At 69.1% G+C, this 21,735-nt stretch carries 25 protein-coding genes; 14 read left to right on the top strand and 11 right to left on the bottom strand.

Annotated features, from left to right (window positions below; genetic code table 11):
- Both BMY22_RS15765 and BMY22_RS25230 read right to left on the bottom strand, forming a co-directional pair.
- A partial coding sequence (locus tag BMY22_RS15765) for an OprD family outer membrane porin (protein ID WP_143068511.1) occupies positions 1–908 on the bottom strand: 908 nt, incomplete at its 3' end.
- A 23-nt stretch (positions 909–931) separates the two neighbouring features.
- Positions 932–1,057 (bottom strand): hypothetical protein, encoded by a 126-nt coding sequence (locus tag BMY22_RS25230; protein WP_279626367.1) that lies wholly within the window; start codon positions 1,055–1,057, stop codon positions 932–934.
- 333 nt (positions 1,058–1,390) lie between these two features.
- Here BMY22_RS25230 and BMY22_RS15770 point away from each other — a divergent pair, with 333 nt between their 5' ends.
- A complete protein-coding gene (locus tag BMY22_RS15770) occupies positions 1,391–2,101 on the top strand; it encodes a dienelactone hydrolase family protein (RefSeq protein WP_090623713.1) in 711 nt (236 codons plus the stop codon).
- A gap of 280 nt (positions 2,102–2,381) precedes the next feature.
- On the opposite strand, the gene cas6e is transcribed toward BMY22_RS15770, so the two are convergent.
- Genes cas6e through BMY22_RS15800 form a run of 6 tightly spaced genes read right to left on the bottom strand, consistent with a single transcriptional unit; the run spans position 2,382 to position 7,279 of the window.
- Positions 2,382–3,014, bottom strand: coding sequence for a type I-E CRISPR-associated protein Cas6/Cse3/CasE (cas6e, locus tag BMY22_RS15775; protein ID WP_090623714.1), 633 nt, complete (start codon positions 3,012–3,014; stop codon positions 2,382–2,384).
- Positions 2,989–3,651, bottom strand: coding sequence for a type I-E CRISPR-associated protein Cas5/CasD (gene cas5e / locus BMY22_RS15780; RefSeq protein WP_090623716.1), 663 nt, complete (start codon positions 3,649–3,651; stop codon positions 2,989–2,991). Before cas5e ends, cas6e begins: the two co-directional genes overlap by 26 nt.
- Positions 3,652–3,653: 2 nt before the next feature.
- Positions 3,654–4,796, bottom strand: coding sequence for a type I-E CRISPR-associated protein Cas7/Cse4/CasC (gene cas7e, locus BMY22_RS15785; RefSeq protein ID WP_090623717.1), 1,143 nt, complete (start codon positions 4,794–4,796; stop codon positions 3,654–3,656).
- 10 nt (positions 4,797–4,806) lie between these two features.
- On the bottom strand, positions 4,807–5,349 hold the full coding sequence (casB, locus tag BMY22_RS15790; protein WP_090623719.1) for a type I-E CRISPR-associated protein Cse2/CasB: 543 nt from the start codon (positions 5,347–5,349) through the stop codon (positions 4,807–4,809).
- Positions 5,346–6,908, bottom strand: coding sequence for a type I-E CRISPR-associated protein Cse1/CasA (gene casA / locus BMY22_RS15795; protein WP_090623720.1), 1,563 nt, complete (start codon positions 6,906–6,908; stop codon positions 5,346–5,348). The genes casB and casA overlap by 4 nt, the downstream gene beginning before the upstream one ends.
- The gene (locus tag BMY22_RS15800; RefSeq protein ID WP_090623722.1) at positions 6,905–7,279 is read right to left on the bottom strand and encodes a hypothetical protein; all 375 of its coding nucleotides are present in this window, start codon (positions 7,277–7,279) and stop codon (positions 6,905–6,907) included. The genes casA and BMY22_RS15800 overlap by 4 nt, the downstream gene beginning before the upstream one ends.
- A gap of 264 nt (positions 7,280–7,543) precedes the next feature.
- Between BMY22_RS15800 and BMY22_RS15805 the strand changes: the two genes are divergently transcribed.
- The 3 genes from BMY22_RS15805 (at position 7,544) to BMY22_RS15815 (ending at position 9,258) form a co-directional block, all read left to right on the top strand.
- Positions 7,544–8,074, top strand: coding sequence for a hypothetical protein (locus BMY22_RS15805; RefSeq protein ID WP_090623723.1), 531 nt, complete (start codon positions 7,544–7,546; stop codon positions 8,072–8,074).
- A gap of 12 nt (positions 8,075–8,086) precedes the next feature.
- Positions 8,087–8,446: a VanZ family protein gene (locus BMY22_RS15810; protein WP_139211184.1), complete on the top strand. Its 360-nt coding sequence runs from the start codon at positions 8,087–8,089 to the stop codon at positions 8,444–8,446.
- A 320-nt stretch (positions 8,447–8,766) separates the two neighbouring features.
- Positions 8,767–9,258 (top strand): thermonuclease family protein, encoded by a 492-nt coding sequence (locus BMY22_RS15815; protein WP_090623725.1) that lies wholly within the window; start codon positions 8,767–8,769, stop codon positions 9,256–9,258.
- Here BMY22_RS15815 and BMY22_RS15820 read toward each other — a convergent pair.
- Positions 9,245–9,502, bottom strand: a complete 258-nt coding sequence (locus BMY22_RS15820) for a glutaredoxin family protein (RefSeq protein WP_090623726.1) — start codon at positions 9,500–9,502, stop codon at positions 9,245–9,247. The genes BMY22_RS15815 and BMY22_RS15820 overlap by 14 nt on opposite strands.
- Positions 9,503–9,653: 151 nt before the next feature.
- On the opposite strand from BMY22_RS15820, the gene BMY22_RS15825 reads away from it, so the two are divergent.
- The 6 genes from BMY22_RS15825 to dacB all read left to right on the top strand — a co-directional run bounded on the left by BMY22_RS15825 (position 9,654) and on the right by dacB (position 14,979).
- Positions 9,654–10,046: an ElaB/YgaM/YqjD family protein gene (locus BMY22_RS15825; RefSeq protein ID WP_208599305.1), complete on the top strand. Its 393-nt coding sequence runs from the start codon at positions 9,654–9,656 to the stop codon at positions 10,044–10,046.
- A 21-nt stretch (positions 10,047–10,067) separates the two neighbouring features.
- Positions 10,068–10,454, top strand: coding sequence for a phage holin family protein (locus tag BMY22_RS15830; protein WP_090623728.1), 387 nt, complete (start codon positions 10,068–10,070; stop codon positions 10,452–10,454).
- On the top strand, positions 10,451–10,786 hold the full coding sequence (locus BMY22_RS15835; protein WP_090623729.1) for a hypothetical protein: 336 nt from the start codon (positions 10,451–10,453) through the stop codon (positions 10,784–10,786). Before BMY22_RS15830 ends, BMY22_RS15835 begins: the two co-directional genes overlap by 4 nt.
- 97 nt (positions 10,787–10,883) lie before the next feature.
- A complete protein-coding gene (locus BMY22_RS15840; protein WP_090623731.1) occupies positions 10,884–12,215 on the top strand; it encodes a deoxyguanosinetriphosphate triphosphohydrolase in 1,332 nt (443 codons plus the stop codon).
- A gap of 85 nt (positions 12,216–12,300) precedes the next feature.
- A complete protein-coding gene (locus tag BMY22_RS15845) occupies positions 12,301–13,362 on the top strand; it encodes an FUSC family protein (protein WP_208599306.1) in 1,062 nt (353 codons plus the stop codon).
- Between the two features lie 156 nt (positions 13,363–13,518).
- Complete coding sequence (dacB, locus tag BMY22_RS15850; protein ID WP_090623732.1) at positions 13,519–14,979, top strand: D-alanyl-D-alanine carboxypeptidase/D-alanyl-D-alanine endopeptidase; 1,461 nt, start codon at positions 13,519–13,521, stop codon at positions 14,977–14,979.
- A 46-nt stretch (positions 14,980–15,025) separates the two neighbouring features.
- Here dacB and rlmKL read toward each other — a convergent pair whose 3' ends face one another.
- Positions 15,026–17,239 (bottom strand): bifunctional 23S rRNA (guanine(2069)-N(7))-methyltransferase RlmK/23S rRNA (guanine(2445)-N(2))-methyltransferase RlmL, encoded by a 2,214-nt coding sequence (gene rlmKL, locus BMY22_RS15855; protein ID WP_090623734.1) that lies wholly within the window; start codon positions 17,237–17,239, stop codon positions 15,026–15,028.
- A gap of 414 nt (positions 17,240–17,653) precedes the next feature.
- Here rlmKL and rmf point away from each other — a divergent pair, with 414 nt between their 5' ends.
- A complete protein-coding gene (gene rmf, locus BMY22_RS15865) occupies positions 17,654–17,869 on the top strand; it encodes a ribosome modulation factor (protein ID WP_090623737.1) in 216 nt (71 codons plus the stop codon).
- 92 nt (positions 17,870–17,961) lie between these two features.
- Here rmf and BMY22_RS15870 read toward each other — a convergent pair whose 3' ends face one another.
- On the bottom strand, positions 17,962–19,002 hold the full coding sequence (locus tag BMY22_RS15870) for a quinone-dependent dihydroorotate dehydrogenase (RefSeq protein ID WP_090623738.1): 1,041 nt from the start codon (positions 19,000–19,002) through the stop codon (positions 17,962–17,964).
- Positions 19,003–19,143: 141 nt separating this feature from the next.
- On the opposite strand from BMY22_RS15870, the gene BMY22_RS15875 reads away from it, so the two are divergent.
- The 3 genes from BMY22_RS15875 to BMY22_RS15885 all read left to right on the top strand — a co-directional run bounded on the left by BMY22_RS15875 (position 19,144) and on the right by BMY22_RS15885 (position 21,700).
- Entirely contained in the window at positions 19,144–20,034 is an 891-nt protein-coding gene (locus BMY22_RS15875) for a DUF6685 family protein (protein ID WP_090623740.1), read from the top strand.
- A 32-nt stretch (positions 20,035–20,066) separates the two neighbouring features.
- A complete protein-coding gene (locus BMY22_RS15880) occupies positions 20,067–21,071 on the top strand; it encodes an alpha/beta fold hydrolase (protein WP_090623741.1) in 1,005 nt (334 codons plus the stop codon).
- 257 nt (positions 21,072–21,328) lie between these two features.
- Positions 21,329–21,700: a hypothetical protein gene (locus BMY22_RS15885; protein ID WP_090623742.1), complete on the top strand. Its 372-nt coding sequence runs from the start codon at positions 21,329–21,331 to the stop codon at positions 21,698–21,700.
- Positions 21,701–21,735: the final 35 nt, after the last annotated feature.

A 21,735-nucleotide genomic window follows, 5' to 3' on the forward strand; every position in this document is an offset into this window, starting at 1 on the left:
CTCAGGGTGTCGTTGTCGACCTCGCCCTTGTGGGAACTGCCGGAGCCCCAGTAGCCGCTGCTTCGGTAACCTTCGGCACGGCCGCTGGAACTGCCGTTCGCACCGTCGGAGTTGCTGGTCCAGTAGCGCAGGTCGCTCTTCAGCGCGCCGACCGGCAGCGCCCAGTTGTGCACCAGGCCGAAGAAGTGCTGCTCGTAGAAGTCGTCCAGGTTGCTGTAGTAGTACTGCAGCGTCAGTGCCTTGGTGGCCTTGTAGTCGACGCCGCCGTAGTAGAACTCGTTGCTGCGCTGATTGTTTGCCGCGCCGCCGATGAACAGGGCCTGGCTGTCGGTGGAGTTACGCTCGGTGGAGTGCTCGAGCCGGCCGCCGACGAAGGTCAGGTTGCTGAACTCGTTGGAGGTGACCTGTGCCCCGTGGAAGAGCTGCGGCAGCAGGCGACCGTCGTTGCTCTTGAGGATCGGCAGGGTGGGACGCAGCACGCCGACCTCGGCGATGGTCTTGGAGATGCGCATCTTGCCGGTCGCGTTGAGACGACCGTAATCTTCCTGGGACTTGCCGTTGGATTTCAGCGGGAACATGCTGCCCGCGCCGGGGGCGCGCTCGGCACCCGCCTTGCCGGCACGACCGCCGCCATCCAGGCGAACGCCCTCCTGGGCGATCACGTCGAGGCCGAAACCGACGAAGCCCTCGGTGAAGCCGGACTTGTACTCGAAGAGGAAGGCCTGGCCCGTCTCGTCGATCCGGGGACGATCCGAGTTGCGGTCGTCCTGGTTCATGTAGAAGGTCCTGAAGCCCAGGGTGGCCTTGCTGTCCTCGATGAAGCCGGCAGCCGCCGCCTCCTGCACCGTCATCGGCAGCCCCAGGGTACCGGCCACCACGGCCAGGGTCAGCGTGGACTTCCTGTTCATTGCTCGCTTCTCCGGCCGGCGCATCAGACGATATCTCCGGTGCTGGTCTTAACAGTGCGGATAGACACGACGGTACCGGCAGAAGCCTGGGCCGAGACGCCCTGCGCCTGGGCGCTGGCGAAAACACCGGCGAAGTGCTTGCGGATCATCAAGGATTCCCCTTTTCATCGAAAATTTGAAAAACACACGTAAGTGTTTGGCGTATCGCTGGAATGGGGCGGAATCATGGCGGGGCTTTGTTTCAAAAAAATTTCTTGAGCGAAAATATCCAATGGCTGCGGAACTTTCTTCGTAAAGACCGGTGAAAAGGCTGCCTGTCACGATCAGGGAGTATCCTGTAGCCCGACATCGCAAACGGACTGTGAGCCTTTATCGAGCGTAAGCGCGAAAGGTTAATTCAAGCTGAACGGCTCCCCGGTCAGCCAGTTGCTTCCCGGCATGACCGGCGCCGGATGTGACACCCCAGGAAAAAGGAGGAAACCATGGGTTCCACCCTGCAGATCGAAGCCACCGACGGCAGCGGTCGCTTCGATGCCTATGTCGCCCTGCCGCCGAGCGGCCGCGGTCCGGCCGTGGTCATCGGACAGGAAATCTGCGGCGTCAACGCCAACATTCGTGCCGTGGCCGACCGTTATGCCGGGGAAGGCTACGTCGCCGTCGCGCCCGACCTGTTCTGGCGCATCGAGCCGGGCGTCGAGCTGGGTTACGAGGGCGCCGACCGGGAGAAGGCCTTCTCCCTCTTCGGCAAGTTCGATGTCGACAAGGGCGTCGAGGACATCGTCGCCACCTTCGCGGCGGCACGCCGGATGCCCGAGGTGGACGCCGCGGCCGGCGCCGGTTTCGTCGGTTTCTGCCTGGGCGGCAAGCTCGCCTACCTGACCGCCGCCCGCAGCGACGTCGCCTGCTCCGTCGGCTACTACGGCGTCGGCATCGAGCACCTGCTGGAGGAAGCCGCGAACATCCGCGGCCGTCTGGTGCTGCACATCGCCGAGGGGGACGCCTTCTGCCCGGGCAAGGTCCGGGCGGCGATCCACGCCGGCCTGGACGGCAGGCCGAACGTCGAACTGTACGACTACCCCGGCTGCGAGCACGCCTTCGCCCGCAGCGGCGGCCTGCGCCACAACCCGGCCGCCGCCGAACTCGCCCACCAGCGCAGCCTCGCCGCCCTGCGTCGGGAAATCGGTCCGCACTGAAAGATGCCTGGGGTCTGGAAAGCCTCGGGAAGGGCGTGAAAAGGCGAACCGGGCAGACCGCCTGAGCGGCCCTGCCCGATCGCGCCGGACCTGCGGGTCAACCCCGCGGGAGCGGGGAGCGCTCGTTGACGACTGGCGCGGTTGCAGGTTGTCCGGGTTCATCCCCGCGGGCACGGGGATTGCCGGAAAGTATATCGGCGAGGCGGGCCGCCTCATTGACCGGCTCCGGCTCGACGGGCTGCCATTCGTCGGAAAATCCGGCGAATGGCAGCCCGTCGAGTCATCCCCGCGGATGCGGGGAACACCGCGCCACGCTGAGCAGGCCGCAGCCGAAGGCCTTGGCCGGGCCGATGCCCACCGCCAGGGCGTGGCCGAAAGCCTCCGGGTTCTGCACCCGGAGCACGCCCTCGAAACAGGCCCGCTGCACGCTGATGCGCCCGTTGCCCTTGCGCCCGATCAGCACATCGCTGGCCGTCACCAGGGCCGCCTCGACAGTGAAGCCATGACGTCCGCCCTGCCGGTCGAGCCAGGCCAGTTGCTCGGTCTCCCCCACCAGGCCGTAGCGTTTGCCCTGGCGGCTGACGGTCGGATTGGCCTGCAGGCGGAAGCGGTAGCGCGCGCCGCCCTCGATCCACTCCTCCAGCGCCAGCCGCTTGCCCTCGACGGGCCGTTGCAGGTAGTTGGGCAGCGCCTGCAAGGCCGACCAGTCGGCCTCGACGACGGCCTGTACCAGCACCACGGGCGTGGCCCAAGCATTGCTGCCCGCCTCCAGGCGCCAGAGAAAGCGCGCGGGCCGGGTCTGCGCACCCGCGGCGAAGGCGCGGGCCAGGGTGCGGTGCATTTCGTAGGGATCGCTCAGGTCGCGGCGGGCCTGGGCGCTGCGCGGGTCAAGCGTCAGCCTGGTCAGGTGCATGCAGCACTCCCGATTTCACGAAGCGCGGGCCGAAACGCCGCTCGGCGAACGGCGCCAGCGGTTGGTCCAGACGGATGGCGCCCTCCCGCTCGTCCTCCAGCAGGCAACGCAGCGGCTGCCCCCGGTCGGCCCGCTGGGCCGGCGCCAGGCGCGGGTAACCGGCCAGGGCCTGCTCCAGGGACAAGGGCGAGAGGCCGTCCGCCAGCCAGACCGGCAGGCCGGGGACAAAACTCTTGCGCCCCAGGGCCAGCGGCCAGAACGGCGCGCGCAGGGCGGCATGGATGCACGTCAGCAGGCGTTCGTCGGCGCCCTCCAGGCCGACCAGAAACGCCGCATCCGCCAGGTGGAAACGTGGGCTGAGCACGGTACGGCGCAGGTCGGGCTTGCCGCTGGCGAGCAACACGCCCGTGGCGGTCTGGTAGTCGCGCATCGGTACGCCTTCGCGGTCGACCCGCACGCCCATGCGCAGGGCCGCCAGGTCGGCCACCGGCTCGCCGCGGTCGCGCCCGAGGGCAGCACAGACGAGGCCGAGTACGCCGGACTTGGACGGCTCCAGTTGCGTGTCGCGCTCGTCGAAACGGCTGGTGGTGCCCCAGGACTGCAGCGGCCCCTGCAGGCGCATCAGTAGGGTGGCCATGCTCAACGCGCCAGCCGGGCCGCGGCCTGCTCGCGCACCCAGGCCGCCAGTTCGTTGAGGTTCGCCGCCCGCCGGCCCTTGTGCGCCGGCCAGGCCTCGCTCAGATCGAGGTAGGCCCACTGGTCGCGGCGGTCGGCATAGAGGGCCGCCAACTGATCTTCATGGCCGGCGAGCAACTCGACCGACTGGCGACTCAGCGACCTGTCCGCCCGCGGACTCACCGGCTGCTCGAAGGCGTTGGCCAGGCTCAGCGGGCTGCCATGGCGCAGGCAGACCCCGACGAAGCTGGGCAGGTTGTGCGCGGCGAAGCTGTTCTGCTTGCCCGTGGGAATGGCGCGCACCATGGCCTGGGTAAAGGCCTCCAGCGCCGACAGGGTCAGTTCGCAGTCGCCCTGCAGGTTGCCCAAGAGCTTGCGCGCATCGACCACCGCATAGCGGTAGAGGGTCGCGGAATTGAACTCCAGCTGGCCGATCATCCCGGCACCGGCTTCGTCCGGCCCGCCCTTGTCGTCGACGGCGGTGAAGTAATCGAACTCGCGCTCGACGCGGTGGGTGCTGATGGCGTGCGCCACTTGGCAGGCCGCACTCTGGTTGACCTCCGGCAGGTCGGCCAGCATGCGGCCGAACAGCGCCACATCCACCGCCTTGCCACCATCGAGCAGGGCCTTGGCTTTCTTCACCACCTCGGCCGGCGCGCGGGCCTTGGCTTCCTTCTTGCCCTTCTTCTCGCCACCGGCGGATGCAGCGGCCAGTTCGTCCCAGTGCTGCTCGATCAGCCCGGCGAAGCCGGCGATTTCCGCCTCGCCGAGAAACAGCAGGTATTCGGTCTTGCCGTCGTCCTTGAGCTTGAGGCCGGCGGCGGCCAGGGCGGTCTCGATTCGCCCCTGCGCTTCGAGCGGGTCGCGGCCGGCCAGGCGCTCCAGCAGCAGGGCCTGGAGTTTCCGGGTGCGCACCCCGCGGAACTCCGGCGCCACCAGTTCGTGCTCGCGGGCGGCCAGGCGGATGGCGCGCTTGAAGCACTGGCTGCTCACCCGCGCCCGGCGGTGACCGCCGAACAGCGCGTCCTTGGGCGCGCCGGTGTCGTCGCGGTTGAGATTGGACGGGGCGAAGTTCTGGATCAGGTGGAATTCGATGAACAGACTCATGGTGTCCTTCTCAAGCGTTGCCAGGGGTTGGCGCCCGTTCACTGGCCGGAGCCGCCAGCGCCCGGTAGAAATCCCGCGCCCAGCGCTGGCGCACGAGGTCGCGCCGCTCGGGGTCGATCCGCGGGTCGAGCCAGCGGTTCAGATCCTCGAGCAAGGCGGCGTAGTCCAGCGCCAGGTCGCCGGCCGCCAGCAGGCTGACGACCCGGCGCAGGTAGGTCGCCAGGTTCTCAGCATCGGCTCCCAGCAGGGCGATGAAACGCTGCTCGATGCCGGCGCTGTCGCGCCGGCGCATCAGCTCGCCCAGGCTGCTGGCCAGACTCCTCCCGGCCTGCCGGGGGTGCGTGGCGTACAGACCGGCCACCACGTAGAGCGCCGGGCGCGAGGCACCCTGGGCGTGCCGTTCGGCCGCGACGAAAGGCTCGACGTACGGATAGGCCGGCGGATAGGCGCCGGGGGCGAAGCCCAGGCTGCGGCGCAACTCCGCCAGGGCAGCGCGGTCGTGCTCGTGCAGGCTTTCCAGGTGCGCGATGAAGCGCTGTGCGTAATCGCTCATGCTCGGGCCTCCTCGTCGGCGACGGCAGCGTGGTCCTCCGCGGGACGCAGCGGACTCAGGCACGCCAGCAAGCGTGGATAGGCGCGGGCCTCGGCACGCAGCGCCTTCGGCGAGCGGCCCAGGCCGTCGCAGGCCGCCTGCCAGGCAGCCTGGGCCGCCGCCAGCAGGGTCTGCGACCAGAGGGCCTCGGCCCGCGCCAGATCGTCCGAATCGCCACTGCCGAGCAGGGCCATCAGCCGGCCCAGGGCACGCTCGGCCGTGGCGAAATAAAGCGCCGGCGCCGGTCCGGCATCGAACAGGGTGCGCGCCCTGGCCCCGGTATCCTTGCCGGCGGGATCGGGCCGAATTTCGGCGAGCATGCCGGCAGCCAGCATGCGGATATCGCCGAACAGCGCTTCGGCGCGGCGCAGTTGCCGGCGCAGCGCGTTGGCGCAATCCGCCGAGGCCAGCAGCGCCGTCGGCAGGACGATGCGCTCGGAGCGCCAGCGCAACAGCTTGGCCTGGTCGCTGGCCAGGCCGGCCACCAGCACAGGCTGCTCGCCGCCGCCCGCAAGAAACTGCAGGTTGGCCGCCCAGCCCAAGACGGCCGCCGGCTGGGAAGCCAGACCTTCGTCCTCGGGCAGCAAGGCCGGCAGATCGCGCCAGAACGCGCGGCCCTCGGCGAAGCTCAGCCGCACCGGGCCATGGCTGCCGGCCCGGTAGCTGGCCATGGGATCGGGCGCCTGCGCATCCTCGGCCAGGGCGATGCCGGCGGCGAAGCGTATCCACTGCACCCGGCCCTCCTCGTCGGACAGCAACAGCACGGCACGGGCCAGACGGCTGTAACGATCGTTGGGACCGCTCGCCAGCCTCGGCTCGCCGCGCAGTTGCGCGACGCCCGGCGGGGCCTGCTCCCAGCTGGGCAGATCCTCGTGCCCGGCCGGAGTAGGCGGATGCAGGGCCAGGCAGAGGCCTTGCGCCAAGGAGGCGCCAAGGGGCATGACCGCGGCGGTATTGGCCAGCGCACCGGCCTTGTCGGCGTCGCGCAGGACCTTGACCAGACCGCCCGGCGTGAACTGCAGAAAGCCCAGCAGGGTGCGCAGCGCATCGGCGGCGGCGATGGGGCGCGGCGCCAGATCGCAGGAGTGATCGAACAGCACCGGCGCATTGCCGCTGGCGCTGGCCAGGGAAATCTGCGACCAGGGCTTGTGCCGGTCGCGGGTTTCCACGGCACCGGCCAGCGCCGCGACCTGCATGAAGGGCCGCTCGGGATGGAACAGCCAGAAACGTTCGCGCCAGTGCTCCAAATAGTCGCGCACGGCCTCGGCCGGCAGGCCCTGGCGATACCAGCGCGCCCGCTCGGCATCCGTCCAGCGTCCCTGAGCGCAACTCAGCGCGCGATGGACGATGGCCAGCAGCAGGCGGTACTGGGCGATCAGGCTGGGCGGCGCGGTTTCCGCCAGGGCACCGATTTCGCCGGCGCGCTCGAACAGCTCCAGCAACCCCAGGTCGCAGACCTGCCCGTCCTGCAGACGCACCGGCAACCAAGGCTCGTCGAGCAGGTTGAAGCGTCTGTTCATGCCTGGTCCTCGGGCGAAGTAAGCGGGCCTTGGTAGACCAGCCCCGACTTGTCATCCAGCCGCACCGTCAGCCGGCCGAGCGGCAGGCAGCCCCGCCCCCGCGGCAGCGGCTGGAGACGGCGCAGCAACGGATGCTCGGCGAAGGCCCGCGGCGCCTGCGCGTGAGCCTCGGGCCGCGTGCGCCGGTGGCGATGCAGGCGGCCGGCGCGCTGCAGGGGACGCGCGCTCAACGCCGGGCGCTGGACGATAGGCCCGATCAACCGATCCACCGTTACCGCCTCGCGCAGCAAGACGACGCTGTGCGACCAGCCGATGGCCGGCAGGGACCGGGCCTCGACCTGCGGCGGGAGTAGGGAGAATCGGGATGCCATGTATTACCTCCTGTCGCGGCACTGGAAACCGGTCCCGGTTTCCCGCGTCGGAAACTACCCCGACAAGAGATAGAGTCACAATGCCACTATACCCTTTCAAATTTTAACAAGCCTTTCCGAGTGCCCGCTCCGCTTTTGTACCAAAGTACCAACTCCTGCAAACAGTAAAGACCTCGGCCGGCCACTTCGTGCGAATAGGCTAGAATCCGGGGCGCCGCGCACACCGACCGCCGCCCGTCTCCCCCTCCAGCCATCGAGGCCGCCATGAAAGACCAGCTCCAGGAACTCATCCGCAACATCAGCTCGGGCTGTCTCAGCGAAGAAGAGATCGCGCGGATCGCCGACGAGGCGGCGCAGGCTTACGCCGATCCGCAGGCCTTCCTCGCGGCCAATCCGGACATCAACTACGACGACAGCTTCCCTATTCCGCTGGGCGAGTGGATGGTGGTCGGCAGCCTGCCGGAGACGGTGCTGTTCCAGGGGGACACTCATGAAGCGCTGTTCGAGCAGATCGTCGCCTCGTTCGGCCCGGAGGTATCCTTCGTGCTCAAGCCCAAGCAACTGCACAAGGTGGAGCCGCTGAAGGCGCTCAACCGCATCCAGGTACAGCTGGGCAGCCTCTACCCGGAAAAGGGCGGCTACGTCCTGCTGGACTTCAGCGCGCCGCTGGACGACGAACTGCAGGCCGTGCTGGTGTACACCTGCGACCTCGAGGCGACGCTGCAGCTGGCGGCCGCGGTGGGCATCCACGCCGCCCCGTCCTACGAAGCGCTGCGCGCGGAACTGGGCGCCTGAGCGAGCCGGCCGATGCCCACCGCGCGCCGCCTCGCCAATCCCCTCCGCCTCTGGCGCCTGGCCTTCTTCGGCTGCCTAGCGGCGGTGCTCGCGCTGTCCCTGACCAAGAACGTCACTCCGCCGCTGGACACCGGCTGGGACAAGAGCAACCACCTGCTGGCCTTCGCCGTGCTGGCCTTCCTCGGCCGCCTGGGCTTTCCCGAACGGCGGCACTCGGTGCCGGCCGGCCTGCTCCTCTACGGGATCGCCATCGAGGGCCTGCAGGCGCTGACCGGCTACCGCACCGCCGACTACCGCGACCTGCTTGCCGACCTGTTGGGCATCGCCCTGGGCAGCCTGATCGCCGCCGGCTGGCTGTGGCGCAAGCGCTAGGTGCCGAACGTCGCCCGTCCCGTCGGTAGCCCTCGCCGGCGCTTGCCTTGCTCCATCGGACCACTATCATCTTATCCAGCTCTCCCGGCCTTACGGCGGGGAGATCCGGGACGTGCGGTCCAGCAGTCCAACCCCGGACAGACCGTCAAGTCAACGCGAGCAGTAACCGCTTGGCGCCAGGAGCGGCCGTCGGTGGAAAGCCACGGCTTCCAATCAGCCCGTTCGATAGCCACGACCCGGAGAATGCGAGAGAAGGATCACGCCACGCGTGACAGGCTATCCCCCCTGCCCGGCGAGACAGGGACTTCTCGCGAATACGGATGAACGCTCCCATTCTTGTCGGCGCATGCGGTGCCGCTGCGCTGTTGTTCGCAAGCTCCCTTCCCGCTGCCGAACCGACCTGTCGGGTCATCCGCGTACAGGACGGCGACAGCCTGACCTGCCTGAGCGCGGCCAAGCAGCGGATCGAGATTCGCCTGGCCGATCTCGATGCCCCGGAAATCGCCCAGCCCTACGGGCAACTGGCCCAGTTGCAGCTATTTCGACTGGTCTACAACAAGAGCGTCCGACTGGAGGTCGTCGAGCAGACGCGCTACGGCCCCAAGGTGGCCCGCGTCTATCTCGACGATCTTTACGTCAATGGAGAAATGGTCCGCCAGGGGGCGGCCTGGGTCGACGGCGATCCGCACCTGACACCGCTGGAGACCGAAGCCAGGTCGCTGCAGCGCGGCCTCTGGGGATTGCCGCAGGCGGAGATCGTGCCGCCCTGGCAATGGCGCAGCGAGCGGGGCGATCGGCTCAGCCGCCGCTAAAGCCCGGCTGACGCAGAAAGGCGGCCACCTGCCCGGCCTCGAAGGGCCAGTCCAGTTCGTCGCCGTTGTCCTGTCGCCGCAGCACGGGGATGCGCAGTCCATAGTGCGCGACCCGACTCTCGTCCTCGGCGATGTCGACCAGCTCGACCTGCAAGCCGTTTTCGACGAAAGGCATCAACAAGCCCTCGGCCAGCTCGCAGAGATGGCAGCCGAGAGTTCCGAACAGTTGGCACTCGGGAAGCATGGGGAGCCGTCTCACGACAATGAACTTGTTGAAGTTTAACATGCAGCCAAGACACCCTATGCCGCGCACAAGAGGCCGCCCAGGCAGGCGACCTATCCCGGCCGCCACCGGCATTCGGCGGCCGGCCACCACGAGATGAGGACCATCCAGCATGACCACGGACAGCAGCCAAACCCCGTCGGCACCCTCCGAGAGCTGCACCTGCTGCGCGCCGGGCGCGTCGGCCTCGGTGCACCGTCGCAACCTGCAGCGCGCCCAGCAGGCGGTGATCGACGAATTCCACGCCCTGCTCGACGACACCGAGCGCCTGCTCCGCTACAGCGCCGAAGCGACCGGCGACGAGGCGGACGAACTGCGGGCGAAGATCGAAGGCAACCTCGGCCGCGCCCGCGAGGCGCTCAAGGACAGCGAAGGCCGCCTGCGCGAGCAGGGACAGGCGGCGCTGCAGGCCACCGAGGCCTACGTGCACAGCCATCCCTGGCAGTCGCTCGGCATCGCCGCCGGGATCGGCCTGCTGCTCGGCCTGCTGGCCGGTCGCCGCTGAGTGCCCGGGGAGTCGTCGCCAATGGATGCCTCGCCACCGCCGCCGTCCGGGGAAGACCGCCAGCCGTCCCTGAAACGGTTCGGCGGAGCCCTGCTCGGCCTGCTGCAAAATCACCTGGAACTGCTGGGCCTCGAACTCCAGGAGGAGAAGACCTACGCCTTCCGGCTATTCCTCTTCGCCAGCCTCTGCCTGCTGTTCGGCCTGCTGCTGCTGATCGGCCTGTCGACGGCCGTGGTCGTCGCCTGCTGGGACAGCCACCGCCTGGCCGCGATCTTCGGCCTCTGCCTCGCCTACGGCCTGGCCCTGCTGTTCTGCATCCTCCGCACGCTGAAGCTAGCGCGACGCAGCGACCATCCGTTCCAGGCGACCCTCGAGGAACTGGCGCGCAACCGGGAGCTGCTGCCATGAGCCCGCCCCGCCGCAGCGAGCTGGAAATGCGCAAGGAGCTGGTGCGCCTGCGCATGGAAATGCAGCGCCAGCAACTCGACTATCACGCCGAGCCCCTGCGCCATCCGCTGCGCCAGCTCGGCCACCTGTTCGCACCCGGCCGCGCCGCGCGGGGCAAGGGCACGCCGCTGGCCTTCGGCGGGGTGCTTCTGCTGACCCTGTTCGGCAAGCGCCTGGGGCGCTTCGGCAAGCTGGCGCGCTTTGCCCTGGAAGTCTATCCCCTGGTCAGCGCGGGCCTGCGACAATACCGCGAGTCCCGCCCGCCGCAGGCTCCGCCCAAGCCCCAGGCTTGACGGATTTGCCGCGCTGTCCAAGGATGCGCTGGCAGTCGCGCGGCAGTCCGGGCGTTTCGCCCCTGCGCCGGCTGCTTACCAAGAATGAGGAACGGCTTTGGACTGGCAAACCCTACTGACCCGCGAACGCCTGGGCAAATCGGTGCACAGCATCGACGAGCTGGGCCGCAGTCCCTTCCACAAGGACCACGACCGCATCATCTTCTCCGGGGCCTTCCGCCGCCTGGGCCGCAAGACCCAGGTCCATCCGGTGTCCAGCAACGACCACATCCACACCCGCCTGACCCACTCCCTGGAAGTCAGCTGCGTCGGGCGCTCGCTGGGCATGCGGGTCGGCGAAGTGCTGCGCGATGCCCTGCCGGAATGGTGCAGCCCCGCCGACCTCGGGATGATCGTCCAGTCGGCCTGCCTGGCCCACGATATCGGCAACCCGCCGTTCGGCCACTCCGGCGAGGACGCCATCCGCTACTGGTTCCACCAGGCCGCCGGACGCGGCTGGCTGGACGGGATGAACGAGGCGGAACGCGACGACTTCCTGCAGTTCGAGGGCAACGCCCAGGGCTTTCGCGTGCTCACCCAGCTGGAATACCACCAGTTCGACGGCGGCACCCGCCTCACCTACGCCACCCTCGGCGCCTATCTCAAGTACCCCTGGGCGTCCCGCCACGCGCCGGCCCAGGGCTACAAGAAGCACAAGTTCGGCTGCTACCAGAGCGAGCTGCCGCTGCTCGAGCAGATCGCCGAGAAGCTCGGCCTGCCGAAGCTCGACGAACAACGCTGGGCACGCCATCCGCTGGTCTACCTGATGGAAGCGGCGGACGACATCTGCTACGCGCTGATTGACCTGGAAGACGGCCTGGAAATGGGGCTGCTCGACTACCCCGAGGTCGAGGCCCTGTTGCTCGGCCTGGTCGGCGACGACCTGCCGGAGTCCTACCGCCAGCTCGGCCCGCGCGACTCGCGGCGGCGCAAGCTGGCGATCCTGCGCGGCAAGGCCATCGAGCACCTGACCAACGCGGCGGCCCGGGCCTTCGTCGAGCAACAGACGGCCCTGCTCGCCGGCAGCCTGAGCGGAGATCTGGTCGAGCACATGCACGGACCGGCCAAGGACTGCGTGCTACAGGCCAAGCGCATCGCCCGCGAGAAGATCTTCCACGACAAGCGCAAGACCCTCCACGAGATCGGCGCCTACACCACCCTGGAGACCCTCCTCGACGCCTTCTGCGGTGCGGCCCTGGAGCAGCACGGCGGGCGGCGGACGTCGTTCAAGAACCGGCGCATCCTCGACCTGCTCGGCAACAACGCACCGGACCCGCAGTGGCCGCTGTACCATGCCTACCTGCGGATGATCGACTTCATCGCCGGCATGACCGACGGCTACGCCACCGAGATGGCCCGGGAAATGACCGGGCTCTCCGGTCACGCATGAGCGCCCGCGCCCCGCGGGTCCGGACTGCCCGGCGCGGGGGCACGAAGCCCCCGGCCGCCGCGGCGTGAAAGAAGGAACGCAGTCGATGCTCCGCTTTCTGCCCTACCGCCACCAATGGACGGTCGACCCCACCTGGGGAGCAGCGGTCGTGGCCGCTCTCGGCTGCGCCCTGCCCCTGCTGCTCGCGCTGTTCAGCGGCCATTCCGGATTTCTCTGGGCGGCGGTCGGCGCCTTCCTGGCCGCCCAGGCCGACCCCCTGCACCGCTTCGGCATGCTGCGCATGCTCCTGCTGACCCTGCTCGGCGCCTGCAGCGCGGGCCTGGGCTTCTGGTCCGCGCCCGGGCCGCTCGAAAGCCTCTTGGTCTTCGCCGCCGGAGGCCTGCTGCTCGCCTGGTTGCAACGTTTCGGCCGAGAGGCCGGCAAGCTCGGCCTCGGCATGCTCGCCTGTCTCTGCCTGGGGCAGGGCCAGCAGGGCCTGGGCGGCATGCCCAACCCCTACGCCGTGGCCATGCTGTTCACCCTCGGCGGCCTCTGGGCGACCCTGCTCGCCTTCAGCCTGCGCGGCCTGCACGGCCTGCGCCTGTGGCCCCACATGCCGCGTCTGCCCAGCGTGCTGAAGGTGCTGCGCCAGCATGCGGCGCGCCTGCCGAAACCGCAGTGGCGGCTCTATGCCCTGGGCTGCACCCTGGTCTGCGGCCTGGCCGGGCTGATCGTCAACCTGTCCGGGCAGCCGCGCGGCTACTGGCTGACCCTGGCGGTGGTCACCGGCCTGCAGATCGACCTCAAGGGCCGGCTGCGGCGCGCGCTGAAGATCGCCCTGGTCGCCCTGCTCGCCGCCGGCCTGCTGGTGCTCGCCGGCCGCGGCCTGCACAGCCCGGCGCAGATGGTCGCCCTGGCACTGGCGCTGATCCTGCTCAACCGTGCCCTCCAGGTCGGCCGCTACAGCCTCTACGTGCTGCAGATGACCTTCTGCGTCCTGCTGCTGGCCGAGAGCCTGGCACAGGACTGGCCGCTGAGCCGCGAACGCCTGCTGGGCAGCCTGATCGGCGCGCTGCTGGCGCTGCTGGTGGCACTGACCCTGTACGGTGGACGCCGGCTGCGCGAGCGGCGTGCCGCCCGCTCCGGCACGGACGCGCTGCCGCACTGAGCGGCGCGCCGGGACGGGAAAACCGGCCAGCCGCCGGACCTGCGCATCGGCAGCCCTCTGCCGCCCGGCTTCGGGCATAATGCGGGCCGTTCCCGGAAGCCGCCGGATTTTTCACCTTTTCGCTTCGTTCAGCCCTGAGTCGGAGGGGCACCCTCGATGATCGCAATTTTTCGCCGACTGGCCATTGCCAGCCTGCTGATGCCGTTCGCACTGTCGGCGAGCGCGGCCCAGATCAACACCACGCTCCCGAAGAATGTCCAGCAGGCGCTGAGCGCCTACAAGCTCCCCAACGACGCCCTGTCCCTGGTGGTGCTGCCGCTCACCGGCCCGGGCACGCCGACCTTCGTCAACGCCGACGTGCCGCTGAACCCGGCCTCAACCATGAAGCTGGTGACCACCTACGCCGCCCTCGAGCTGCTCGGCCCGACCCACAAGTGGCAGACCCAGTTCTACGCCGACGGTCCGCTGCGCGACGGCGTGCTCGACGGCAACCTGTACCTGAAGGGCGGCGGCGACCCCAAGCTGAACATGGAAAAGCTCTGGCTGCTGATGCGCGACCTGCGCGCCAACGGCGTGCGGGAAGTGCGCGGCGACCTGGTGCTCGACCGCAGCCACTTCGTGAAGCCGCAGCTGCCGTCGTTCAACGACGACGGCGGCGACGGCACCCAGCCTTTCCTGGTCGAGCCCGACTCCCTGCTGGTCAACCTCAAGGCGCTGCGCTTCATCGCCCGCGCCGAGCCCGGCAAGGTGCAGGTCAGCGTCGAGCCGCCGATCGCCGGGATGACCATCGACAACCAGGCCAAGGCGCTGCCGGCCGGCACCTGCCCGGACTGGCCGGACGTGCGCTACAACTTGGTCCCGCAGGACAAGGGCTACAGCATGGTGGTCACCGGCTCGTTGCCCGCCGGCTGCAGCGCGCAAAGCTACATCGCCCCGCTCGACCACCAGACCTACGCCGCCGGCGCCGTGCGCGCCATCTGGCAGGAGCTGGGCGGCAGCATCCGCGGCCAGGACCGCCTCGGCGAGGTGCCCAAGCAGGCCCGCCTGCTGGTCCGCGCCTTCTCGCCGGACGTGGTGGAGATCATTCGCGACATCAACAAGTTCAGCAACAACACCATGGCCCGCCAGCTGTTTCTCAGCATCGGCCAGCAGCTGCGCACCTCCGCCGACGCCGACGACGCCAAAGCGGCCTACCGCGCGATCAGCCAATGGATGGCGCGCAAGGGCATCGACCCGCGACACCTGGTGATGGAGAACGGCTCCGGCCTCTCGCGGGCCGAGCGGATCAGCGCGCGGGAAATGGCCGAGATGCTCAGGGCCGCCTGGCACAGCCCCTACGCGGCCGAGTTCATCGCCTCGATGCCGCTGGTGGCGATGGACGGCACCATGCGCAAGCGCCTGCGCCGCACGCCGCTGGTCGGCGAGGCGCACATCAAAACCGGCACCCTGAACACCGTGCGCGCCATCGCCGGTTTCAGCCGCGACCAGAACGGCAACACCTGGGCGGTGGTCGCCATTCTCAACAGCTCGCGGCCTTGGGGCGCCTCGGCGCTCCTCGACCAGGTGCTGGTCGACCTGTACCGCCAGCCGAAGCTCCCCGACAGCGCCCGGCGCTGACCGCCCGGGCGGGCCGTCTCCTGCCGGAGCGCCCCGCCCGCCTCCCTCACCCCTGGAGCGCCTGCAGCCGCCAGGCGCGGTGGATCTTCGGGTTGCGGGCGAAGTCCGCATCCAGGCTCTGCGCGCTGATCTCCCCCACCGCATAGCGCTGCTCCAGCGCAGGATCGAGCTGGAACTTGCGGAAGTTGTTGGAGAAATACAGCACCCCGCCCTTGGCCAGCCGCGCCATCGCCAGGTCGAGCAGGCGCACGTGATCGCGCTGCACGTCGAACACCCCCTCCATGCGCTTGGAGTTGGAGAAGGTCGGCGGGTCGATGAAGATCAGCTCGTACTCGCCGCGGTCGGCCTCCAGCCACTCCATCACGTCGCCCTGCGCCAGACGGTGCTTCTCGGAGAAACCGTTGAGCGCCAGGTTGCGCCGCGCCCAGTCGAGATAGGTCTTCGACAGGTCGACGCTGGTGGTGCTGCGCGCCCCGCCCTTGGCCGCGTGCACGGTGGCGGTCGCCGTGTAGCAGTAGAGATTGAGGAAGCGCTTGCCGGCCGCCTCCTTCTGAATGCGCAGGCGCAGCGGGCGGTGGTCGAGGAACAGCCCGGTGTCGAGGTAGTCGGTGAGGTTGACCAGCAGCTTGACGCCGCCTTCGCTCACCTCCATGAAGCGCCCCTGCTGATCCTGGCGCTCGTACTGCTTCTTGCCGGCCTGGCGCTCGCGACGCTTGATCACCACCCGCGACGGATCGATGTCCAGCGCCTGGGGAATCGCCGCCAGGGCGTCGAGCAGGCGCGCCTGGGCCTTCTCCGGATCGATCGAGCGCGGCGGCGCGTATTCCTGCACGTGCACCCAGTCGCGATACAGGTCCACCGCCAGGGCGTATTCCGGCATGTCGGCGTCGTACAGCCGGTAGCACTCGATGCCTTCGCGGCGCGCCCACTTGCCGAGCTGCTTGAGGTTCTTCTGCAGGCGGTTGGCGAACATCTGCCCGCCCTCGGACAACCGCGCCGGCTCGGTGCGTACCGCCGGCGGACGCTCCACCAGTTGGCCGCCGATCATCCGCGCCTGACTCGGCGCCGGCTCGTTGCGGCCGGTGACGAACTGCTCCGGCACGACCTTGAACAGCAGCAGCTTGCAGGGCAACGCGCCGTTCCACAGGGCGTACTGCTTGTGGCTGCGAATCCCCATGCGTTTGCCCAGCTCCGGCGCGCCGGTGAACACCGCCGCCTCCCAGCCCTCGCACTGGCTGCGCAGGCGCTCGCCGAGGTGCTGATAGAGATAGAGCAGGCTGGCCGGATCGCCGAGGCGCTCGCCGTAGGGCGGGTTGCACACCACCAGGCCCTGCTGCCCCTTGTCCGGATGCGGCGCGAAGGTCGCCAGCTCGCCCTGGTAGATCCGCACCCAAGCGTCCAGCCCGGCGCGCTCGAGGTTGTTGCGGGCCGGCTGGATCAGCCGCGGATCGGCCTCGTAGCCGCGAATCCACAGCGGCTCGCGGGAAAGCCCGGCGGCGGCGCGCGCCTCGGCCTCGCCGTGCAGGCGCTTCCACAGTGCCGGGACATGCCCGAGCCAGCGCGAGAAGCCCCACTGCTCGCGCCTGAGGTTGGGCGCGATATCGGCGGCCATCATCCCCGCCTCGACCAGGAAGGTGCCGACCCCGCACATCGGGTCGGCCAGCGCCCCGCCCGCGGCGGCGATGCGCGGCCAGCCGGCGCGGATCAGGATCGCCGCGGCGAGGTTCTCCTTGAGCGGCGCGGCGCCCTGCTGCAGGCGGTAGCCGCGCTGGTGCAGGCTGTGCCCGGAGAGGTCCAGGGAGAGCACCGCCTCGCCCCGGTCCAGGCGCAGGTGGACGCGCAGGTCGGGAGAGAGCTTGTCCACCGAGGGTCGCTGGCCGCTGTCCCGGCGCAGCTGGTCGACGATCGCGTCCTTGACCTTGAGCGCGCCGAAATGGGTGTTGTCGATGCCCGAGCCGTGGCCGCTGAATTCCACCGCCAGGCTGCCGGTCGGCAGCAGATGCTCCTGCCAGTCGACCGCCTGCACCCCCTGGTACAGCTCCTCCGGATTGCCCACCGGGAAGCGCCCGAGCACCAGCAGCACGCGGTTGGCCAGGCGCGACCAGAGACACAGCCGGTAGGCGGTTTCCAGGTCGCCCAGGCCCTGCACCGCGGCGACTTGGGCGCGGACCTCGGCCAGCCCCAGGCCGGCCGCCTCCTCGGCGAGCAGGCCTTCCAGGCTCTTCGGGCAGGTGAGAACGAGTTCGTAACGATCCGACATGGGAGTATTCCAGTGCCTCAGGCAGTTAGCGCGTGCCAATTGGCACGCCATTCAATCATGGCCGGCCGGCGGCGTGACCCTTCGTCGCATGGCCGATGGAACGCAACGCGGACGCCGGCCGCGCGGCAAACCCTTGCCGCCCGGCGCGAACGCCCCATTACAGAGGGGTTGTGCCGGACCTGCGGCGATTTTCCCTCGAATTCTTATGGCCTGACTCCCGGAAAAGTTTCGGCCTTATGACAAAACGATCATTCACAGGCCAGAAACCATTGGATAGAAATCAACCAGGCCCCTCGCTGCAACGGCGGGGGACGGAAACCGCCACGCCGGCAGCGGTTTCCTTGGCAGCCAAGGCTGCCCGGTCTCGCCACGAGGCCAATGGGACATAACAGTCAACAGTGAGGGCAACACCCTATGAGAAGACTCAAGCGTGATCCGTTGGAGCGGGCTTTTCTGCGCGGCTATCAGAACGGCATTCATGGCAAATCCCGCGAACTCTGTCCTTTCACCCACCCGATGACGCGTCAAGCCTGGATCAACGGCTGGCGCGAGGGCCGCGGTGACAACTGGGATGGCCTGACCGGCACCGCGGGCATCCACCGCTTGAACCAACTGCGCGCCGTAAGCTGACGGGGATCACGGCGTTCTCATCCTGACGCCCGCTGCGGGCGTCGGGCATCAAGACCACAGGGGGCTCCTTCGGGAGCCCTTTCCTATCGCGCTCAGTGCGACCCGGCCGGCCGGCCCTGCTGCGCGGCGATGGCCTCCACCGCCTCGCGGATCAGCGCCGGCCCCTTGTAGATGAAGCCAGTATAGAGCTGCACCAGACTGGCCCCGGCGGCGATCTTCTCCGCCGCATGGCGGCCTTCGGTGATCCCGCCGACCGCGACGATCGGCAACCGCCCGCCCAGCTCCCCAGCCAGCACCCGCACCGTGTGGGTGCTCTTCTCGCGCACCGGCGCCCCCGACAGCCCGCCGGCCTCGCCGGCATGCGCCAGGCCCTCGACGCCCTCGCGGCCGAGGGTGGTGTTGGTGGCGATCACCGCATCCATGCCGGTGTCCAGCAGCGCCCGGGCGACCTGCACGGTTTCCTCGTCGCTCATGTCCGGGGCGATCTTGATCGCCAGCGGCACGCGCCGGCCATGGCACCCGGCCAGCTCTTCCTGACGCTGGCGCAGGGCTTCGAGCAACTGGCGGAGCGAGTCGCCGAACTGCAGGCTGCGCAGCCCCGGGGTGTTCGGCGAGCTGACGTTGACCGTCACGTAGCTGGCATGGGGATAGACCCGCTCCAGACCGATCAGGTAGTCGTCCACCGCGCGCTCCACCGGAGTGTCGAAGTTCTTGCCGATGTTGATGCCGAGCACGCCGCTGTAGCGGGCGGCCTGGACCCGCGCCAGCAGGTGGTCGACGCCCAGGTTGTTGAAGCCCATGCGGTTGATGATCGCCTCGGCCTCCGGCAGGCGGAACAGCCGCGGCCTGGGATTGCCCGGCTGCGGCCGCGGCGTCACGGTGCCGATCTCGATGAAGCCGAAACCCAGCTGGGCGAGGCCGTCGATGGCGTCGCCGTTCTTGTCCAGCCCGGCGGCGAGGCCGACCGGGTTGGGGAAATCCAGGCCCATCACCCGCACAGGCAGATTCGCCGGCCGGCGGCACAGCAGGCCGTTGAGGTTCAGCCGGCCGCCGGCCCCGAGCAGGTCGAGGGACAGTTCGTGGGCGGTTTCCGGGGACAGTTTGAACAGCAGCTGGCGGGCCAGGTTGTACATGGGCGGGCGCGACTCGGCGATGGGCGGGGGCGGCGATTATAGCCACGCCGGGCACGCCTAGCGAGGCACCGGCCAGGGTAGGCACTCGCCCGGTCATCTGCCAAACTGGCCGACCTCAGCCCATCAACGGATCGTCTGCGCATGCCCTTCCTGCCACCGAGCCTCGTCGCACTTGCCCAGCGCCTGGGGCTGGGGCTGGGGAGGCGCACGCCACGTCATCTGCTGCACAAGGCCCGCGCGCTGCGCCTGCCTTTCCAGCCGCTGCCGCCGGTGCAGGAGAACATCTGGTGGCAGGCCGATCCGCCCCTGCAGCGGCTGGTCGAACTGCCGCGCGACGCCCTGTCCGGGCCGGTCCAGGAGGACAAGGCGGATGCCCGCGCGGTGCTGATGCGCCTGGTCGAGCGGGAGCAGAGCGGTCTGGACGGCATCGACCTGCGGCAGATCGACGGACTGGTCGGCAAGGACCCGCAGGCCCCGCCGCACGAAAGCCTCGCGACCTACAGCGCGACCCCCGAATGCCGCGCCGTGCGGATCATCAGCTACAAGGACTTCGTGCGCACCCTCGGCCAAGCCGTGGCGGGGTATCCCGAAGGCGGCCGCCTGCAGCTGTTCCAGGCCGCGTGGCGGGGCGAGCGGTTGTTCTGGGCCGGCGAGTCGCAGCACCTGCCGGCTTTCGCCGCGGCCGTCGCCTATGCCCGGCGGCGCGGCCTGGAAGTCGTCCTGCCCGCCGAGCTGACCCGCTACCGGCTGAGCGAAAGCGGCCTGGCCGGTCTGCGCCGGCGCTACCACGTGCTCGCCATGCCGACGCAGGCCTGGAGCGATCCGGCCTTCATGGGCCTGCTGCTCGACCAGGGCATGCCCTATGCCCGTCTTGCCCTGCTGCGCCGCAGCGGCGCCCCCGAGTTCCTCCTCCTGCCCCGCCGCCATCCGGCCGCCAACGCCCTCGGCGAAGGGCTGTACCAGGCCGGCGCGCCGGACGTGACCGGCTTCCTCGCCGGGCTGCTGCCGGCCGCGGACAGAGCGCCCGGCTAAGCCTGCCGCCCCACCGCCCCAAGGAGATATCCATGTCCCGCCGCTTGTCCCCCGCCCTGCTGGCCCTGGGCCTGCCCGCCGCCATGGCGGCCGAGTCCCCGCTCTACGGCCCCGAGCTGGAAGGCTTCGACTACCCCCACCCGGTCAACCACTTCGCCTTCGAGTCCCAGGGCCAGTCGCTGCAGATGGCCTATATGGACGTGCAGCCGGCCGAACCCAACGGCCACACGCTGGTCCTGCTGCACGGCAAGAACTTCTGCGCGGCGACCTGGGAGGGCAGCATCGCCGCCCTCACCAAGGCCGGCTACCGGGTGGTGGCACCGGACCAGATCGGCTTCTGCAAATCCAGCAAGCCGGAACACTACCAGTACAGCTTCCAGCAACTGGCGGCCAACACCCGGGCGCTGCTGGAGTCCCTCGGTCTCCAGCGCTACAGCGTCATGGGCCACTCCATGGGCGGCATGCTCGCCACCCGCTTCGCCCTGCTCTATCCGCAGCAGCTGGAGCGCCTGATTCTGGTCAACCCCATCGGCCTGGAGGACTGGAAGGCGGTCGGCGTGCCCTACCGCACGGTGGACGAATGGTACGCCCGCGAACTCAAGACCAGCGCCGAGGGCATCCGCACCTACCAGCTCGGCACCTACTACGCCGGCCAGTGGCGCCCCGAGTTCGACCGCTGGGTGGAGATGCAGGCCGGCCTCTTCCAGGGACCGGGCAAGCCGCGCGTGGCATGGAACTCGGCGCTGACCTACGACATGATCTACACCCAGCCGGTGTACTACGAGTTCGAGCAGCTGAAGGTGCCGACCCTGCTGCTGATCGGCGAGAAGGACAACACCGCCATCGGCAAGGACGCGGCACCGCCCGAGCTGCGCCCGCGGCTCGGCGACTACCCGCGGCTCGCCCGGGAAGCGGCGAAGCGCATGCCCCGCGCCACCCTGCAGACCTTCGCCGAGTTCGGCCATTCCCCGCAGATCCAGGCGCCGGAACGTTTCCACGAAGCCCTACTCCAGCAGTTGGCCAAACCGGTCGAATAGCCACCTCCGCCCAATGCCCATGGCCGCAAAACGACGGCCCTGGATTGTCCGACTGCCGGGAAACAGCTTCCCAACGACTCCACACGACAGTTTCCCGTGACATTGGTCAAACCTTTTTCTAGGCTGTCGGTCGTAGCAATACCCCCTGCAGGACGGCAGGGGGGGCAAAAATCGCTCGCTGCGAGGTTTGCCTGGCTGCGACCGATGCCTGCAAGACGCCTCGGAACGGACTGCGTTCGACAAGGAGATGTTTGAAAATGGCCAGAAAATGGCAACAGACCGGCCTGCCCTTCAGGTTCAAGCCGGCCAACCGGATCGTCGACACCCCGCCCGCCCCGGCAAACGACGGGGCCCACAGGGAAACCGCCACCCTCGCCAAACTGTGCGGTCTGGTGGTCGACCTGATCCGCGGCAAGCGGGTATGGATGAACGCCGAGGAACGGGAGGCGCTCCTGCCGATGATCGACTTGGGCTACCTACAGTGCGACGGCGGCGCCCAGGAGACCTCCAACTACCTCTGCCACTGCTCCCATCCCGCGCTCTTCGAGTTCTATTTCTTCTACCGCTGGCTGCCCGAACACGGCCAACGCTTCCGCCCCCGACGAGAACTCCCCGGCACAGGACGTTGAACCGGCGCCGGCCGGCCCGGCGGCGGGGGGGCTCC

It is taken from the genome of Azotobacter beijerinckii (assembly GCF_900110885.1).
In the GTDB taxonomy this organism is placed as follows: Bacteria; Pseudomonadota; Gammaproteobacteria; order Pseudomonadales; family Pseudomonadaceae; genus Azotobacter; species Azotobacter beijerinckii.

What these genes read in the sequence shown, in the direction of transcription:
- BMY22_RS25230 (WP_279626367.1), bottom strand. Translation starts at nt 1,057, where the DNA reads ATGATCCGCAAGCACTTCGCCGGTGTTTTCGCCAGCGCCCAGGCGCAG.
- BMY22_RS15770 (WP_090623713.1), top strand. Translation starts at nt 1,391, where the DNA reads ATGGGTTCCACCCTGCAGATCGAAGCCACCGACGGCAGCGGTCGCTTC.
- cas6e (WP_090623714.1), bottom strand. Translation starts at nt 3,014, where the DNA reads ATGCACCTGACCAGGCTGACGCTTGACCCGCGCAGCGCCCAGGCCCGC.
- cas5e (WP_090623716.1), bottom strand. Translation starts at nt 3,651, where the DNA reads ATGGCCACCCTACTGATGCGCCTGCAGGGGCCGCTGCAGTCCTGGGGC.
- cas7e (WP_090623717.1), bottom strand. Translation starts at nt 4,796, where the DNA reads ATGAGTCTGTTCATCGAATTCCACCTGATCCAGAACTTCGCCCCGTCC.
- casB (WP_090623719.1), bottom strand. Translation starts at nt 5,349, where the DNA reads ATGAGCGATTACGCACAGCGCTTCATCGCGCACCTGGAAAGCCTGCAC.
- casA (WP_090623720.1), bottom strand. Translation starts at nt 6,908, where the DNA reads ATGAACAGACGCTTCAACCTGCTCGACGAGCCTTGGTTGCCGGTGCGT.
- BMY22_RS15800 (WP_090623722.1), bottom strand. Translation starts at nt 7,279, where the DNA reads ATGGCATCCCGATTCTCCCTACTCCCGCCGCAGGTCGAGGCCCGGTCC.
- BMY22_RS15805 (WP_090623723.1), top strand. Translation starts at nt 7,544, where the DNA reads ATGAAAGACCAGCTCCAGGAACTCATCCGCAACATCAGCTCGGGCTGT.
- BMY22_RS15810 (WP_139211184.1), top strand. Translation starts at nt 8,087, where the DNA reads ATGCCCACCGCGCGCCGCCTCGCCAATCCCCTCCGCCTCTGGCGCCTG.
- BMY22_RS15815 (WP_090623725.1), top strand. Translation starts at nt 8,767, where the DNA reads ATGAACGCTCCCATTCTTGTCGGCGCATGCGGTGCCGCTGCGCTGTTG.
- BMY22_RS15820 (WP_090623726.1), bottom strand. Translation starts at nt 9,502, where the DNA reads ATGCTTCCCGAGTGCCAACTGTTCGGAACTCTCGGCTGCCATCTCTGC.
- BMY22_RS15825 (WP_208599305.1), top strand. Translation starts at nt 9,654, where the DNA reads ATGACCACGGACAGCAGCCAAACCCCGTCGGCACCCTCCGAGAGCTGC.
- BMY22_RS15830 (WP_090623728.1), top strand. Translation starts at nt 10,068, where the DNA reads ATGGATGCCTCGCCACCGCCGCCGTCCGGGGAAGACCGCCAGCCGTCC.
- BMY22_RS15835 (WP_090623729.1), top strand. Translation starts at nt 10,451, where the DNA reads ATGAGCCCGCCCCGCCGCAGCGAGCTGGAAATGCGCAAGGAGCTGGTG.
- BMY22_RS15845 (WP_208599306.1), top strand. Translation starts at nt 12,301, where the DNA reads ATGCTCCGCTTTCTGCCCTACCGCCACCAATGGACGGTCGACCCCACC.
- dacB (WP_090623732.1), top strand. Translation starts at nt 13,519, where the DNA reads ATGATCGCAATTTTTCGCCGACTGGCCATTGCCAGCCTGCTGATGCCG.
- rlmKL (WP_090623734.1), bottom strand. Translation starts at nt 17,239, where the DNA reads ATGTCGGATCGTTACGAACTCGTTCTCACCTGCCCGAAGAGCCTGGAA.
- rmf (WP_090623737.1), top strand. Translation starts at nt 17,654, where the DNA reads ATGAGAAGACTCAAGCGTGATCCGTTGGAGCGGGCTTTTCTGCGCGGC.
- BMY22_RS15870 (WP_090623738.1), bottom strand. Translation starts at nt 19,002, where the DNA reads ATGTACAACCTGGCCCGCCAGCTGCTGTTCAAACTGTCCCCGGAAACC.
- BMY22_RS15875 (WP_090623740.1), top strand. Translation starts at nt 19,144, where the DNA reads ATGCCCTTCCTGCCACCGAGCCTCGTCGCACTTGCCCAGCGCCTGGGG.
- BMY22_RS15880 (WP_090623741.1), top strand. Translation starts at nt 20,067, where the DNA reads ATGTCCCGCCGCTTGTCCCCCGCCCTGCTGGCCCTGGGCCTGCCCGCC.
- BMY22_RS15885 (WP_090623742.1), top strand. Translation starts at nt 21,329, where the DNA reads ATGGCCAGAAAATGGCAACAGACCGGCCTGCCCTTCAGGTTCAAGCCG.